Genomic DNA, 14,363 nt, shown 5'->3' with positions numbered 1-14,363 from the left:
GTTGTTACGGGCGCTCCCCTCAGTGCTTGAGGGTCTTGCGCAGGCGCTCCAGCGCCTGCAGCTGCACCACTGCCTCGGCCAGCTTCTGCTGGGCCTCGGCCACTTCCATCGCCTCACCGCGGTTGGCGAGGATGCGCTCGGCTTCTTCCTTGGCCTTGCGGACCGAGGCTTCGTCGATGTCCTGCGCGCGGATGGCAGTGTCGGCCAGCACGGTCACGACCTGCGGCTGCACCTCGAGGATGCCGCCGGAGATGGCGAAGTCCAGCTGCTCGCCCGTCTGCAGGGTGACCACCACCTTGCCCGGCTTGAGCCGGGTGATCAGCGGGGCATGCTTGGGCGCGATGCCCAGTTCGCCAAGCTCACCCGTGGCCACGACCAGAGTCGCTTCACCACGGAAGATTTCCTGCTCGGCGCTGACGATGTCGCAACGGATGGTGCTCATGATCAGGCCTTCTCAGCCATCTTCTTGGCCTTCTCGACCGCTTCTTCGATGCTGCCGACCATGTAGAACGCCTGCTCCGGCAGGTGGTCGTACTCGCCATCGACGATGGCCTTGAAGCCACGGATGGTGTCCTTCAGCGACACGTACTTGCCCGGCGAGCCGGTGAACACTTCGGCCACGTGGAACGGCTGGCTGAAGAAACGCTCGATCTTGCGGGCGCGGGTCACGGCCTGCTTGTCTTCTTCGGACAGTTCGTCCATGCCCAGGATGGCGATGATGTCCTTCAGTTCCTTGTACTTCTGCAGGGTCTGCTGGACACGCTGGGCGGTGTCGTAATGCTCGTGGCCGATGACCAGCGGGTCCATCTGGCGGCTGGTCGAATCCAGCGGATCCACCGCCGGGTAGATACCCAGCGAGGCGATCGAACGCGACAGGGTCACGGTCGAATCCAGGTGGGCGAAGGTGGTCGCCGGCGACGGATCGGTCAAGTCATCGGCAGGCACGTAGACGGCCTGGATCGAGGTGATCGAGCCGTTCTTGGTCGAGGTGATGCGCTCCTGCAGGACGCCCATTTCCTCGGCCAGGGTCGGCTGGTAGCCCACCGCGGACGGCATGCGACCCAGCAGTGCCGACACTTCGGTACCGGCCAGGGTGTAACGGTAGATGTTGTCGACGAACAGCAGCACGTCCTTGCCCTTGCCGTTCTCGTCCTTCTCGTCGCGGAAGTATTCGGCCATGGTCAGGCCGGTCAGCGCGACGCGCAGGCGGTTGCCCGGCGGCTCGTTCATCTGGCCGTACACCATCGCGACCTTGTCCAGGACGTTGGAGTCCTTCATCTCGTGGTAGAAGTCGTTGCCCTCACGGGTACGCTCACCCACGCCGGCGAACACGGACAGGCCGCTGTGCGCCTTGGCGATGTTGTTGATCAGTTCCATCATGTTGACGGTCTTGCCGACGCCGGCGCCGCCGAACAGGCCGACCTTGCCGCCCTTGGCGAACGGGCACATCAGGTCGATGACCTTGATGCCGGTTTCCAGCAGTTCGGTGGCCGGGGACTGGTCTTCGTACGACGGGGCGCCACGGTGGATTTCCCACGTGTCGCTGGCGGTCACCGGACCGGCTTCGTCGATCGGACGGCCCAGCACGTCCATGATGCGGCCCAAGGTGCCTGCACCGACCGGCACCGAGATGGCGCGTTCGGTGTTGGTGGCCACCAGGTTGCGCTTCAGGCCGTCGGTGGAGCCCAGCGCGATGCAGCGGACCACGCCGTCACCGAGCTGCTGCTGCACTTCGAGCGTGATTTCGGTGTTGTCCACCTTCAGCGCGTGGTACACCTTCGGCACCGATTCACGCGGGAACTCGACGTCGACGACGGCGCCGATGATCTGAACGATCTTGCCCTGACTCATTGCTGCATCCTCTAAATGTGTGCTTTGAACGAACGCGGTCAGACTGCTGCCGCGCCGCCGACGATTTCCGAAATTTCCTGGGTGATCGCTGCCTGGCGCGCCTTGTTGTAGACGAGCTGCAGGGTTCCGATCAGCTTGTTCGCGTTGTCGCTGGCCGACTTCATCGCCACCATGCGTGCCGCATGTTCGGAGGCGACGTTTTCCAGAACCGCCTGGTACACCAGCGACTCGACGTAACGCGTCATCACGTGCTCGAGCACGGTCGCGGCGTCGGGTTCGTACAGGTAGTCCCAGTCGTGATGCGCGACCTGCTTCTCGGCGGCCGGCAACGGCAGCAGCTGGTCGAAGCTGGCCTTCTGCGTCATCGTGTTGATGAAGCGGTTGTAGACCAGGTACACGCGGTCGACCTTGCCTTCGGTGAACGCATCCAGCATCACCTTGATCACACCGATCAGCTGTTCCAGGTGCGGAACATCGCCCATGTGGGTGACGCTGCCCACCATGTTGACCTTGACCCGGCGGAAGAAGGTGGAGGCCTTCTGGCCCACCGTCACCACATCGATCTCGGCACCCTTTTCCTGGTACTGGCGGACTTCGCCCAGCATCTTGCGGAACAGGTTGTTGTTCAGGCCGCCGGCCAGACCGCGATCGGACGAGATCACGATGTAACCGACGCGCTTGACCTCGTCACGCTGGACCAGGAACGGATGCTGGTAATCGGTGCTGGCCTGGGCCAGGTGACCGATCACCTGCTTCATCGCCTGCGCATACGGACGCGACGTCTTCATCCGCTCCTGCGCCTTGCGGATTTTGGAGGCCGAGACCATTTCGAGCGCGCGGGTCACCTTGCGGGTGTTCTGCACGCTCTTGATCTTGGTTTTGATTTCGCGTCCGCTAGCCATCTTTGATTCCCGTAGAGCGGGGCTCTGCCCCGCTGCATTCAACGGTGTGGCAGGGCAAGGCCCCGCCACACATGCGCCTTACCAGCTGCCGGTGGTCTTGAACTCGGCGATGCCCTGCTTGAAGGCCGCTTCGATGTCGTTGTCCCAACCGCCGGTGGCGTTGATCTTGTTGATCAGCTCGCCCTGGGTGTTGGCGAAGTGCGCGTGCAGGCCCTCTTCCAGCGCCAGCAGCTTGTTGACCGGCACGTCGTCGAGGTAACCCTCGTTGACGGCGTAGATGGTCAGCGCCTGGTTGGCGATCGACATCGGGGCGTACTGCTTCTGCTTCATCAGCTCGGTGACGCGCTGACCGCGCTCGAGCTGCTTGCGGGTGGCTTCGTCCAGGTCGGAAGCGAACTGCGCGAACGCCGCCAGCTCACGGTACTGGGCCAGCGAGATGCGGATGCCGCCCGACAGCTTCTTGATGATCTTGGTCTGGGCTGCACCACCGACGCGCGACACCGAGATACCGGCGTTCACGGCCGGGCGGATGCCGGAGTTGAACAGATCGGTTTCCAGGAAGATCTGGCCGTCGGTGATCGAGATCACGTTGGTCGGCACGAACGCCGAGACGTCACCGGCCTGGGTTTCGATGATCGGCAGCGCGGTGAGCGAGCCGGTCTTGCCCTTGACGGCACCGTTGGTGAACTTCTCCACATACTCTTCCGAGACGCGGGCTGCGCGCTCGAGCAGGCGGGAGTGCAGGTAGAACACGTCACCCGGGTAGGCTTCACGGCCCGGCGGACGCTTCAGCAGCAGCGAGATCTGGCGGTAGGCCACGGCCTGCTTGGACAGATCGTCGTACACGATCAGGGCGTCTTCGCCGCGGTCCATGAAGTACTCACCCATGGTGCAGCCCGAGTAGGCGCTGATGTACTGCATCGCGGCCGATTCGGACGCGGTCGCAGCGACCACCACGGTGTGGGCCAGGGCGCCGTTCTCTTCCAGCTTGCGCACGATGTTGGCCACGGTCGAGGCCTTCTGGCCGATCGCGACGTACACGCACTTGATGCCGGTGCTCTTCTGGTTGATCACCGCATCGATGGCCAGGGCGGTCTTGCCGGTCTGGCGGTCACCGATGACCAGCTCGCGCTGGCCGCGGCCGATCGGGATCATCGAGTCGACGGACTTGTAACCGGTCTGCACCGGCTGGTCGACCGACTTGCGCCAGATCACGCCCGGGGCAACACGCTCCACCGGTGCGGTGGCCTGCGCGGCGATCGGGCCCTTGCCGTCGATCGGCTCGCCGAGCGCGTTGACCACGCGACCCAGCATTTCCGGACCGACCGGCACTTCGAGGATGCGGCCGGTGGTCTTGGCGACATCGCCTTCGCGCAGCTGCTGGTAGTCACCCAGGACCACGGCGCCGACCGAGTCGCGCTCCAGGTTCAGGGCCAGGGCGAAGGTGTTGTTCGGCAGTTCGATCATTTCGCCCTGCATCACGTCGGCCAGACCGAAGATGCGCACGATGCCGTCGGACACGCTGGTCACGGTGCCTTCGTTGCGCGATTCCGCGGCCAGCTTGACCTTCTCGATGCGGTTCTTGATCAGTTCGCTGATTTCGGAGGGGTTGAGCGTGGTTGCCATCGTCAAGTCCTAGTGCCGGCGGTCACGCCGGACGTTAAATGAATTCAGTTAGCGAGCGCGGTCTGCAGGCGCGACAGCTTGCCCTTGAGCGAGCCATCGATCACCACGTCGCCAGCGTCGATCACCGCACCGCCGATCAGCGAAGCATCGATCGCGGTGGTGACGTCGACCTCTTGGCCGAAGCGCTTGCGCAGCGCGGCCTTGATGGCGTCCAGTTCAGCGGTGGACAGCTCGGCGGCCGAGGTCACCGTGGCCTTGACCACGTGTTCGGCTTCAGCGCGCAGCTGGTCATACATGCCTGCGATTTCCGGCAGCAGCGGCAGACGGTGTGCTTCGGCCAGGATGGCCAGGAAGCGACCGAAGGCCTCGCTGGACGATTCCGGCACCAGCAACGCGACGGCATCGGCGCGGTCCAGCTCCGGGTTCGACAGCAGGGCCGACACGCGCGGATCGGCGGCTACGTGGGCGGAGAACGCAAGCGCGTCCGACCACGGCGCGAACGTGCCTTCGTCGCGCGCGGTCGCGAACGCGGCGCGGGCATACGGGCGTGCAAGCGTGAGGGCCTGGCTCATCGATCAGATCTCCGAGGCCAGCTCGTCGAGCAGCGCCTTGTGGGCGTTGGCGTCGATTTCGCGCTTGAGCAGCTTTTCGGCACCGCTCACGGCCAGCACGGATACCTGCTTGCGCAGCTCTTCGCGGGCACGGTTGGCGGCAGCCTCGATTTCAGCGTGGGCCAGATCTTTCTGGCGGGTCGCTTCGGCGATGGCTTCATTCTTGGCGGCTTCAACGATCTGATTGGCGCGCGCGTGGGCCTGGTCGATGATCTCGTTGGCCTTGCCGCGTGCATCCTTCAGTGCTTCGTTGACCTTTTCCTGCGCCTGGGCCAGATCCTTCTGGCTGCGGTCGGCAGCGGCGAGGCCTTCAGCGATCTTCTGCTGGCGCTCTTCGATGGCATTCATCAACGGCGGCCAGATCTTGGTCGCGATGATCCAGATCAGACCGGCAAAAGCCAGTGCCTGGGCAACGAGGGTAAAACCGATATCCATGGGGTTCGCTCAATCGGGGGTGACGGGGTGGATGGGCCGCCGAAGCGGCGCATCCGATCCTTCATCCGCGACCAGGCGCACAAGGCGCCTGATCGTTTCGCTGTTGCTGGATCAGCCAGCAACTGCCGGCAGGCGTGCAACGAACTCGCCGATCGTCGGGTTGGCGAAGGCCAGCAGCAGGCCAACGGCGACCGAGATGATGAACGCGGCGTCGATCAGGCCGGCGGTGATGAACATGCGGACCTGCAGGACCGGAATCAGTTCCGGCTGGCGGGCAGCCGATTCCAGGAACTTACCGGACATGATGGCCAGACCAAGACCGGCACCCAGCGCGGCCAGGCCGATCATGATGCCGACGGCGAGGACGGTGGAGCTCTGGACTTGGGCGAGGTTGGTCAGGACGGCGAGGTACATGGTTTTCTCCTGGAACTTTGAATAGCTAAGGGTTTAGAAACAAACGGATGAAGGGTGAAGCGAAAACTCAGTGAGCGTCTTCCGACAGGCTCAGGTACACGATGGACAACATCATGAAGATGAAGGCCTGCAGCGGAATCACCAGCAGATGGAACAGCATCCAGCCCAGGCCGAATGCACCGCCTGCGATGGCGCCGGCAATACCCGCGCTGCCCAGCACCCAGATCAGCAGGAAGACGATTTCGCCGCCGAACATGTTGCCGAACAGTCGCATCGCCAGCGAGATCGGCTTGCTGAGCCACTCGACGATGTTGAGGATCAGGTTGAACGGCAGCATCCACTTGCCGAACGGTGCGGTCAGGAATTCCTTGGTGAAGCCACCCAGGCCCTTGGCACGCAGCGCGAAGAACAGCATCAGGAAGAACACGCTGATCGACATGCCCAGCGTGGCATTGACGTCGGCGGTCGGGACCGGCTTCCAGTACGGAATGCCAAGCGCTTCCAGCGGAAGGGCGATGAAATCGGCCGGGATCATCTTGATGAGGTTCATCAGGAGGATCCAGAAGAAGATCGTGATGGCGATCGGGGTCACCAGCTTGCTGGTGCCGTGGTAGGTGTCCTTGGCCTGGCGGTCAACGAACTCCAGGCAGATCTCCACGAACGCCTGCCACTTGCCCGGCACGCCGGCCGTGGCCTTGCGGGTTGCCATCCAGAAGCCAAACACCATCAACAAACCCATCAGGACCGAAGTCACAATGGTGTCGACGTGAATCGCCCAGAACCCACCTTCCTGCATATGGAAGGTCAGGTTGTGCAGGTGATGTTGGATGTAGGAGGTGGGTGTAAGCGCCTCGCCTGCCATGTGTCCGGAACCTTAGAGTTTAAAAATGAATGGGGATCAGTGCCTGGCCAGTGCCAGGGCCTGAAAGGTCAGTCCGATGATGATTCCGGCCAGCAGCGCCAGTCCAGGCAGCTTGAAGACCAGGATGCTCACCACCAGCACGACAACAAGCAGTGCCAGTTTTGCCGCCATGCCGAGCACCAGCCTCAGCAGGGCCGAGCCGGCCGGGCGCACGCGTCCGTCCAGCCCCATCCGTGCAACGAACCAGCCCCCCGCCGTAACCGCCACGCCGGAGGCCAACGCCCCGAGGGCGGCCTTCGGGCCTGCCAGCAGCAGGAGGACCACGGCCAGGACAGCCACTGCGACCAGCGGGTAGACCGCGGCGCGCAGCATCAGTCGCCGACCCGCTTCAACGGAGTTCAGCACACGATTGTCCTGCATGTTGATGGAAAGAAGGGCCGAGGCCGCAAACACTATTGCCTCGTCGAGCCCCCGAATTATAGCAACGGGACAATTTGCGAGACAACCGCCCCCTGTTCATCCCGGATGACGCAAGTTGCTGCATCGCCAAAGATTTTGGCCCGGCAGGGCGGTCCAGGCCCATGGAAGCAACCCCCAATTCATGTCGCGCCGCAGCATATTGAACTTTGGTCGCACCGACGGGTCTCACTGATCGGCCTGTCGTTCAATCCTCGTCGACGCCCCTGAAGCAGGCTGGTACCGGGTGGCCCCGAACTCTCTCCGGGGCCGCTCTTTTTCCCGGCCCCGGCACTCTACCGTCTTCATCCCGCCCGTGCGCATCCCCGGGCGCGCCTGCCGCAACGGAATCGCGGCGAAAACCGGCCATCGGTGGGCCTGGACGGGCACCGGCGCTGCATGAACGGTACACATGCCGTCCACCATACGTTCACGAATGGTGGACGCCGCGGTGGGCAGAGTGCTTCCACTTATTCAGACATCACCGCAAGGACACCCACACGATGCGCCTGCTTCCCCTGCTCGCCCTGCCGCTGGCCATGGCCGCCCTCACCCACGCCACCACCGCGAGCGCGGCCGAGGGTGATGACCGCTTCGCGCTGCGCCTGGGCGCGATGAACATCGACTCGGACAACACCATCCGCGGCAACACCACGGTGCTGGGCCAGGATGTTGGCTTCTCTGAAGATTTTGGCCTGGGCGGCAAGGAGTGGGAGCCGCGCATCGACGGCCTGTTCCGCATCAGCGACCGCCAGCGCCTGCTGTTCAACTACTTCAAGTACGACAAGGATCGCCGCGAGACGCTCAACGACGGCATCAGCTTCGGCGGCGAGACCGTGCCGGCCGGCAGCTTCGTGAAGGGTGAGCTGAAGTACCAGGTGGCCAGCCTGGTGTACGACTACTCGGTGGTGGACACCGAGAAGTTCGACCTCGGCCTGCAGCTGGGTGCCGAATACGCGAAGGTCAGCACCAAGGCCTACGCCGACCTGGGTACCGTGTATGAAGGGACGTTCCTGGACGAGAAGGCCGACGGCGTTGCGCCGGTGGTGGGCGCACGCTTCACCGTGACCCCGTCCGAGAAGTGGATGATCACCGCGCAGGGCCAGTACCTCAACACCAAGTGGGGCAACTTCGACGACTACGACGGCGACCTGAGCCGCGCCAACGTCATCGTCGACTACCGCTTCACCGACAACTTCGGCATCTTCGCCGGCTACGACTGGTTCAAGCTGGACGTGGACCAGACCGGCAGCGATGGCACCATCGGCCTGAAGCAGGAGTTCAAGGGCCCGGTGGCCGGCATCAGCGTTTCGTTCTGATCCAACCGCGTTGGTTGGTTGTGTTACCGCACGAAAAACCCGGCGAAAGCCGGGTTTTTTGTTGATGGAGCAGCGGACTAACAGTCCGCTCTACCAGTCCGCTCTACCGAGATGAAGAAACCCGGCGTTCGCCGGGTTTCTTTTTATTTCTTTTTCGGGATGTACAGATCGGTGATGGTGCCGTCGTAGATCTCCGCGGCCATCGCCACCGATTCGCTCAGCGTCGGGTGGGCGTGGATGGTGTGGCCGATGTCCTCGGCTTCCGCGCCCATCTCGATCGCCAGGCCGATCTCGGCCAGCAGGTCGCCGGCGTGCACGCCGACGATCGCGCCGCCGATGATGCGGTGGGTTTCCTCGTCGAAGATCAGCTTGGTGAAGCCTTCGGTACGACCGATGCCGATCGCGCGACCGCTGGCGGCCCACGGGAACTTGGCGACGCCGACCTTCAGGCCCTGCGCCTTGGCTTCAGTCTCGGTCACGCCGACCCACGCGATTTCCGGGTTGGTGTAGGCCACCGACGGAATCACCCGCGCCACCCACTCCTTCTTCTCGCCCGAGGCCACTTCCGCGGCCAGCTTGCCCTCATGCGTAGCCTTGTGGGCCAGCATCGGGTTGCCGACGATGTCGCCGATGGCGAAGATGTGCGGCACGTTGGTGCGCATCTGACGGTCCACCGGGATGAAGCCACGCTCGGTGACACCCACGCCGGCCTTCTCGGCGCCGATCTTCTTCCCGTTCGGCGAACGGCCCACGGCAACCAGGACGCGGTCGAAGGTGCCCTGCTCCAGGCCCGGCTTCTCGCCTTCGGCGGCGGCGTCGAAGGTCACCGTGATGCCCTTCTTGTCCGCACTCACGCCGGAGGCCTTGGTCTTCAGGTGGACCTCGACGCCCTGCTTCTTCAGGCGGTCGGCCAGCGGCTTGACCAGGTCCTTGTCGGCGCCCGGCATCAGCTGGTCCATGAACTCGACCACCGTGACCTTGCTGCCCAGCGCCGCATACACCGTCGCCATTTCCAGGCCGATGATGCCGCCACCCACTACCAGCAGCGAACCCGGCACGTCGGCCAGCTCCAGCGCATCGGTGGAATCCATCACGCGCTTGTCGTCCCACGGGAAGTTCGGCAGCTTCACCGCCTGCGAACCGGCCGCGATGATGCACTTCTCGAAGCGCAGCAGCTGGGTCTTGCCGTCGTCGCCGACGATCTCCAGCTCGTTGGCCGAGACGAACGTCGCCACGCCCTGCACGGTGCGCACCTTGCGCTGCTTGGCCATGCCGGACAGGCCCTTGGTCAGCTGGGTGACCACTTTTTCCTTGTAGCCGCGCAGCTTGTCCAGGGTGATCTTCGGCGCACCGAAGTCCACGCCGAACTCACCGGCATGGGCTACTTCGTCGATCACCGCCGCCGCGTGCAGCAGCGCCTTGGACGGAATGCAGCCCACGTTGAGGCAGACGCCGCCGAGGCTGGCGTAGCGCTCGATCAGCACGGTGTCCACGCCCAGGTCGGCCGAGCGGAACGCGGCGGTGTAGCCGCCCGGACCCGCACCCAGCACCACCATGGCGCACTCGATATCGGCCGGCTTGCCGGAGGACAGCGCCGGCTGCGGCGCGGCCGGTTCGGCCGGGGCGCGGTGCGACGGGGTCACCGGCGGCTTGCTGGCCGGGGCATCCGCCTTCGGCGCGGCGGCCGGAGCAGCGGGCGCGGCGGCCTCGCCTTCGGCCTCCAGCAGCAGCACCACGTCGCCCTCGGAGAGGTTGTCGCCGAGCTTGACCTTGATTTCCTTGACCACACCGGCGGCCGAGGACGGCACTTCCAGGGTTGCCTTGTCCGATTCCAGCGTGACCAGGCCCTGGTCCTTCTTCACCGTGTCACCCACGGCAACCAGCAGTTCGATCACCGGGACACCGCTGTAATCGCCGATGTCGGGAACCTTGATTTCAATAGCGGCCATTCGTGTTCTCCTGGTGCTCAGCCGGCGGTGCCGGCGAGCAGTTGCTGCAGTTCGTCGAGCGACTCGTCCAGATCCTTCCAGCGACGGTCGAGCTTCTTTTCCTTGGTGTCGCTGGCTTCGATCAGCAGCGCCACCTGTTTCATCATCAGCTTGCCGGCGCCGCACTCCCAGCGCGGACCGCTATACCGCTCGCCGTCCACCAGGAAGGACACCACTTCACCGTCGCCGACCGGCGCCTTGCGCTCGGCCGGTACCGCCGAATCGAGCGCGGCACGCCAGTTGCGCATCAGGCGCTGTGCCAGCGCGGCCGGAATGGCCACCTGGTACTGGTCCGGCTCCTGGTCCACGCGCAGCTCAAGACCCCCGCTGCGGGCACTGTTGTTCCAGTTGTACACGCGCTTGTCGGCCTTGCTGTAGCGCAGCGTCCATTCCTGGTCCTGGGTGCCGGGCAGCAATGCCACGCCGGTTTCGACCCCGCCCGTGGGCAGGACCACCAGCGACAGCGCCGGCTGTGCCTTGCCCTCGAACAGGGTTTCCACGGCCTGGCCGTAGTTGCCTACCGCCGGCGGCCAGCCGCGGCCGAGATCGGTCGTGCACGCGGCCGATGCGCCGGGCGCAACGACCCACCCCATCAGGGCAACCACGCAGAGCCGGGCCACGCCCGGCCGCATTGCCCGCGGCTGCCTCACAGCAGCACGCGCCGCATGTCGGCCAGCACCTGCGACAGGTACGTGGTGAAGCGGGCGGCCAGCGCACCATCGATGACGCGGTGGTCGTAGCTCAGCGACAGCGGCAGCATCAGCTTCGGAGCGAATTCCTTGCCGTTCCAGACCGGCTGGATCGAGGACTTGGACACTCCCAGGATGGCCACTTCCGGCGCATTGACGATCGGGGTGAACGCGGTGCCGCCGATGCCGCCCAGCGAGCTGATCGAGAAGCAGCCGCCGCTCATGTCGGCCGGGCCGAGCTTGCCGTCGCGGGCCTTCTTGGCCAGTTCGCCGGATTCCTGCGCGATCTGCACCACGCCCTTCTTGTCGACGTCGCGGATCACCGGCACGACCAGGCCGCTCGGCGTATCGGCCGCGAAGCCGATGTTGAAGTACTTCTTCAGGGTCAGGTTCTCGCCGCTGGCATCCAGCGAGGCGTTGAACTCGGGGAACTTCTTCAGCGCCGCGGCGCTGGCCTTGACCAGGAACGCGAGCATGGTGAGCTTGATGCCGGCCTTCTCGTTTTCCTTGTTCAGGGCCACGCGCAGGGCCTCCAGTTCAGTGATGTCGGCCTGCTCGAACTGGGTGACGTGCGGGATCATCGCCCAGTTGCGGGCCAGGTTCGCGCCGGAGATCTTCTTGATGCGCGACAGCGGCTGCACCTCGATCTCACCGAACTTGCTGAAGTCGACCTTCGGCCATGCCAGCAGGTTCAGACCACCCCCGGCCGCCACGGTGCCGCCGGTGGCTGCGCCGCCGCCGGTCAGGGCCGATTTGACGAACTTCTGCACGTCGCCCTTGGTGATGCGGCCGCCCTTCTCGGTGCCGCTCAGCTGGTTGAGGTCCACGCCCAGTTCGCGCGCGAACACACGCACCGCGGGGGAGGCGTACGGGACCTTCTGCGGCAGCACGCTGTCCGCGTTGAACTGCACCGGCGGGCTGCTCGGGGCGCCCGCAGACGGCGCGGCAGCGGCCGGGGCCGGCTGTGCCGGCTTGGCGGCGGCCTGCTCGATCTCACGGGCGGCCAGGCGGTCCGGCTCGGCGGGGGCAGCCACCGGCTCCACCTTGGTGGCGGTCTCGGCGGCGTCGACCTTGGCAGCCGGGGCCGGGGCGGCGGCGGCGGCCGGTTTGGCCTCGCCTTCGCTGACCTCGATCAGGGCCACGACCTTGCCCTCGGAGAGGTTGTCGCCGATCTTGACCTTGATTTCCTTGACCACGCCAGCCACCGAGGACGGCACTTCCATCGTGGCCTTGTCGGATTCCAGCGTCACCAGACCCTGGTCCTTCTTGACGGTATCACCAACGGCGACAAGCACCTCGATTACCGGGATATCGCTGTAGTCACCGATATCGGGGACAAGTGCTTCCTTGATTTCGGCCATGGGGATAACTCCGGCAATCTGGTGTAGGGAATCGCCTATTGTGGGGGCATGAGGCGTCAGCGCCAACCAGCTTGCGCAATTTTCAATCGATCTGTCCCGGGACAGCCTGTTGCAGCGGCTGCGTAGCGTGCAATCCGGGGCGTACACCCGGGTGCCGCAGGCTGTTCCAGTCGGTACCGTATTGTCTTCGCTGTCCTGCCGCGCCCATCGGCTCAGCCGCCCAGGACATCGGCCAGCGGCTGCCACGCGGCCTGCAGCCGCGGCAATGGCCAGGCCGCATTGGCCGGGCTGGTCGACGGCAGTGACCACACCGGCAGCGACAGACCCCGTGCGCCCAGCGCCGGTTGGACCCAGCGCAGGAAGGCCCGGTGCGCGGTGCCCCCGTTGCAGGCCACCGCGCGCACGGACGGCAGCCGCTCGATCAGCGCAGGCACCGCATTGGCGACCTCGCTGCCGCGCACGATCGCCGCATCCAGGCTGCCGCGGCGCTCACAGGCACCGATCACATCCCACAGGCCGACACCGGCCGCCTGCACCGCGTGCAGCCGCGCGGCATACGGCAGGGTCGCATCGATGCCGGTCAACGCGCCCATCAGCGGCCAGAAGCGATTGCGCGGATGCGCGTAGTACTGCGCCGCCTGCAGCGACGCAACGCCGGGCATCGAGCCGAGCACCAGCACGCGGCAATCCGGTGCAACCTGCGCGGCAAGACCGATACAGCGGGTCAATTCCGTCACACCGCCTCCAGATGCGTGAATGTCGAGCGTTGCATGATCGCGCGCCACCACGGCGATTTCGCGCTGCTCGCTGAACGCAACAAACTAATTTTTAACGTGCGTCGGATTCGATTCATGTTGAGAGGACTACGTTTGCCTCGCCCCGATGCACGGGGTCCAGAACAAAAAAAGACCTGAGGAGATTCCCCCATGCGCTCCATCCGTACCCTGACCCTGGCTACCCTGACTGCACTTGCCTTCGCACCTGCCGCCTTCGCGCAGGACAGCAGCACCGACACCGCGTCGGGCAAGCATTTTGCCGTTGTCGGCGGCGTTGCGCTGCTGCAGCCGAAGAACGACGCGCTGGAGGGCATCGACAAGGTCGACGGCGGCCCGGCTCCGACCCTGAGCGTCAGCTACTACATCAATGACAACTGGGCCGTTGAACTGTGGGGCGCAGCCGACAAGTTCGACCACCGCGTGCGCGGCAACAACGGCCCGCTGGGCACCGTCGAGCAGCAGCCGATCGCGCTGAGCGGCCAGTACCACTTCGGCCAGGCCGACAATGTGTTCCGTCCGTTCGTCGGCGCCGGTTACTACGAGTCGAACTTCAGCAACGAGAAGCTGGCCAGCGACGTCGGCCACATCGGGCTGGAAACCGCCAAGGGCGCCATCGGCACCGTCGGCGTGGACATGAACATCAACAGCACCTGGTTCGCCCGCGCCGATGCCCGTTACATGCATTCGCGTCCGGAGCTGACCGTCAACGGCGACAGCACCGGCGACAAGGCCAAGCTGGATCCGTGGACCGTGGGCTTCGGTATCGGCGCCCGCTTCTAAGCGCTGCTGTCGGACGTTCTGCAACGGGCCCCTTGTGGGCCCGTTGTTGTTTCTGCTCCCCTTTTTATCTTCTTCGGCTGAAGGCTGTAGGAGCTTTGCGCACGGTTTTCGATCGGATCTGCCGCGAGCGTTGAGGGCCCCGCCGCGGCCGGCAGGCCCCAACGAGGTTCGTCTCGCGATGATGGGAGCGTGTCGGTTCGACGGCTGTAGGAGCCGGGGCGCGGTCTTCGATCAGATCCATCGCGAGCGTTGAGGGCCCCGCCGCGGCCGGCAGGCCCCTATGCAAATGTCCC

At 64.9% G+C, this 14,363-nt stretch carries 15 protein-coding genes; 2 read left to right on the top strand and 13 right to left on the bottom strand.

Annotated features, from left to right (window positions below; translation table 11 throughout):
* Positions 1–19 precede the first annotated feature (19 nt).
* From RT456_RS16135 to RT456_RS16095, 9 genes are all read right to left on the bottom strand, one after another.
* Positions 20–442 (bottom strand): F0F1 ATP synthase subunit epsilon, encoded by a 423-nt coding sequence (locus tag RT456_RS16135; protein ID WP_313348055.1) that lies wholly within the window; start codon positions 440–442, stop codon positions 20–22.
* Positions 443–444: 2 nt separating this feature from the next.
* A complete protein-coding gene (atpD, locus tag RT456_RS16130) occupies positions 445–1,851 on the bottom strand; it encodes a F0F1 ATP synthase subunit beta (protein WP_313348054.1) in 1,407 nt (468 codons plus the stop codon).
* Positions 1,852–1,889: 38 nt separating this feature from the next.
* A complete protein-coding gene (atpG, locus tag RT456_RS16125) occupies positions 1,890–2,753 on the bottom strand; it encodes a F0F1 ATP synthase subunit gamma (RefSeq protein ID WP_123730109.1) in 864 nt (287 codons plus the stop codon).
* 78 nt (positions 2,754–2,831) lie between these two features.
* Complete coding sequence (gene atpA, locus RT456_RS16120; protein ID WP_313348053.1) at positions 2,832–4,379, bottom strand: F0F1 ATP synthase subunit alpha; 1,548 nt, start codon at positions 4,377–4,379, stop codon at positions 2,832–2,834.
* A gap of 44 nt (positions 4,380–4,423) precedes the next feature.
* The gene (locus RT456_RS16115; protein WP_313348052.1) at positions 4,424–4,951 is read right to left on the bottom strand and encodes a F0F1 ATP synthase subunit delta; all 528 of its coding nucleotides are present in this window, start codon (positions 4,949–4,951) and stop codon (positions 4,424–4,426) included.
* A 3-nt stretch (positions 4,952–4,954) separates the two neighbouring features.
* Complete coding sequence (locus tag RT456_RS16110; RefSeq protein WP_313348051.1) at positions 4,955–5,425, bottom strand: F0F1 ATP synthase subunit B; 471 nt, start codon at positions 5,423–5,425, stop codon at positions 4,955–4,957.
* Positions 5,426–5,536: 111 nt separating this feature from the next.
* On the bottom strand, positions 5,537–5,839 hold the full coding sequence (gene atpE / locus RT456_RS16105; RefSeq protein WP_038686092.1) for a F0F1 ATP synthase subunit C: 303 nt from the start codon (positions 5,837–5,839) through the stop codon (positions 5,537–5,539).
* 67 nt (positions 5,840–5,906) lie between these two features.
* Positions 5,907–6,701, bottom strand: a complete 795-nt coding sequence (atpB, locus tag RT456_RS16100) for a F0F1 ATP synthase subunit A (RefSeq protein ID WP_313348050.1) — start codon at positions 6,699–6,701, stop codon at positions 5,907–5,909.
* 36 nt (positions 6,702–6,737) lie between these two features.
* Positions 6,738–7,106 (bottom strand): ATP synthase subunit I, encoded by a 369-nt coding sequence (locus tag RT456_RS16095; protein ID WP_313348083.1) that lies wholly within the window; start codon positions 7,104–7,106, stop codon positions 6,738–6,740.
* Between the two features lie 554 nt (positions 7,107–7,660).
* Here RT456_RS16095 and RT456_RS16090 point away from each other — a divergent pair.
* Positions 7,661–8,476 carry a hypothetical protein gene (locus RT456_RS16090; RefSeq protein ID WP_313348049.1) on the top strand — a complete coding sequence of 272 codons (816 nt, stop codon included), beginning with the start codon at positions 7,661–7,663 and terminating at the stop codon, positions 8,474–8,476.
* Between the two features lie 143 nt (positions 8,477–8,619).
* Here RT456_RS16090 and lpdA read toward each other — a convergent pair whose 3' ends face one another.
* From lpdA to RT456_RS16070, 4 genes are all read right to left on the bottom strand, one after another.
* A complete protein-coding gene (lpdA, locus tag RT456_RS16085) occupies positions 8,620–10,425 on the bottom strand; it encodes a dihydrolipoyl dehydrogenase (RefSeq protein WP_313348048.1) in 1,806 nt (601 codons plus the stop codon).
* Between the two features lie 17 nt (positions 10,426–10,442).
* On the bottom strand, positions 10,443–11,096 hold the full coding sequence (locus RT456_RS16080) for a hypothetical protein (RefSeq protein WP_313348047.1): 654 nt from the start codon (positions 11,094–11,096) through the stop codon (positions 10,443–10,445).
* Positions 11,097–11,110: 14 nt separating this feature from the next.
* On the bottom strand, positions 11,111–12,514 hold the full coding sequence (gene aceF, locus RT456_RS16075; RefSeq protein ID WP_313348046.1) for a dihydrolipoyllysine-residue acetyltransferase: 1,404 nt from the start codon (positions 12,512–12,514) through the stop codon (positions 11,111–11,113).
* A 212-nt stretch (positions 12,515–12,726) separates the two neighbouring features.
* Positions 12,727–13,251 carry a DNA-deoxyinosine glycosylase gene (locus RT456_RS16070; RefSeq protein ID WP_313348045.1) on the bottom strand — a complete coding sequence of 175 codons (525 nt, stop codon included), beginning with the start codon at positions 13,249–13,251 and terminating at the stop codon, positions 12,727–12,729.
* Positions 13,252–13,440: 189 nt separating this feature from the next.
* On the opposite strand from RT456_RS16070, the gene RT456_RS16065 reads away from it, so the two are divergent.
* A complete protein-coding gene (locus RT456_RS16065; RefSeq protein ID WP_313348044.1) occupies positions 13,441–14,070 on the top strand; it encodes an OmpW family outer membrane protein in 630 nt (209 codons plus the stop codon).
* Positions 14,071–14,363: the final 293 nt, after the last annotated feature.

This window comes from Stenotrophomonas sp., assembly GCF_032099025.1.
Classification (GTDB): domain Bacteria; phylum Pseudomonadota; class Gammaproteobacteria; order Xanthomonadales; family Xanthomonadaceae; genus Stenotrophomonas.
Note: the sequence above shows the minus strand (reverse complement) of the source record. Positions and strands in the feature narration are given on the sequence as shown.

What these genes read in the sequence shown, in the direction of transcription:
- atpD (WP_313348054.1), bottom strand. Translation starts at nt 1,851, where the DNA reads ATGAGTCAGGGCAAGATCGTTCAGATCATCGGCGCCGTCGTCGACGTC.
- RT456_RS16090 (WP_313348049.1), top strand. Translation starts at nt 7,661, where the DNA reads ATGCGCCTGCTTCCCCTGCTCGCCCTGCCGCTGGCCATGGCCGCCCTC.
- RT456_RS16115 (WP_313348052.1), bottom strand. Translation starts at nt 4,951, where the DNA reads ATGAGCCAGGCCCTCACGCTTGCACGCCCGTATGCCCGCGCCGCGTTC.
- RT456_RS16065 (WP_313348044.1), top strand. Translation starts at nt 13,441, where the DNA reads ATGCGCTCCATCCGTACCCTGACCCTGGCTACCCTGACTGCACTTGCC.
- atpG (WP_123730109.1), bottom strand. Translation starts at nt 2,753, where the DNA reads ATGGCTAGCGGACGCGAAATCAAAACCAAGATCAAGAGCGTGCAGAAC.
- RT456_RS16110 (WP_313348051.1), bottom strand. Translation starts at nt 5,425, where the DNA reads ATGGATATCGGTTTTACCCTCGTTGCCCAGGCACTGGCTTTTGCCGGT.
- atpB (WP_313348050.1), bottom strand. Translation starts at nt 6,701, where the DNA reads ATGGCAGGCGAGGCGCTTACACCCACCTCCTACATCCAACATCACCTG.
- lpdA (WP_313348048.1), bottom strand. Translation starts at nt 10,425, where the DNA reads ATGGCCGCTATTGAAATCAAGGTTCCCGACATCGGCGATTACAGCGGT.
- RT456_RS16080 (WP_313348047.1), bottom strand. Translation starts at nt 11,096, where the DNA reads ATGCGGCCGGGCGTGGCCCGGCTCTGCGTGGTTGCCCTGATGGGGTGG.
- RT456_RS16135 (WP_313348055.1), bottom strand. Translation starts at nt 442, where the DNA reads ATGAGCACCATCCGTTGCGACATCGTCAGCGCCGAGCAGGAAATCTTC.
- atpE (WP_038686092.1), bottom strand. Translation starts at nt 5,839, where the DNA reads ATGTACCTCGCCGTCCTGACCAACCTCGCCCAAGTCCAGAGCTCCACC.
- atpA (WP_313348053.1), bottom strand. Translation starts at nt 4,379, where the DNA reads ATGGCAACCACGCTCAACCCCTCCGAAATCAGCGAACTGATCAAGAAC.
- aceF (WP_313348046.1), bottom strand. Translation starts at nt 12,514, where the DNA reads ATGGCCGAAATCAAGGAAGCACTTGTCCCCGATATCGGTGACTACAGC.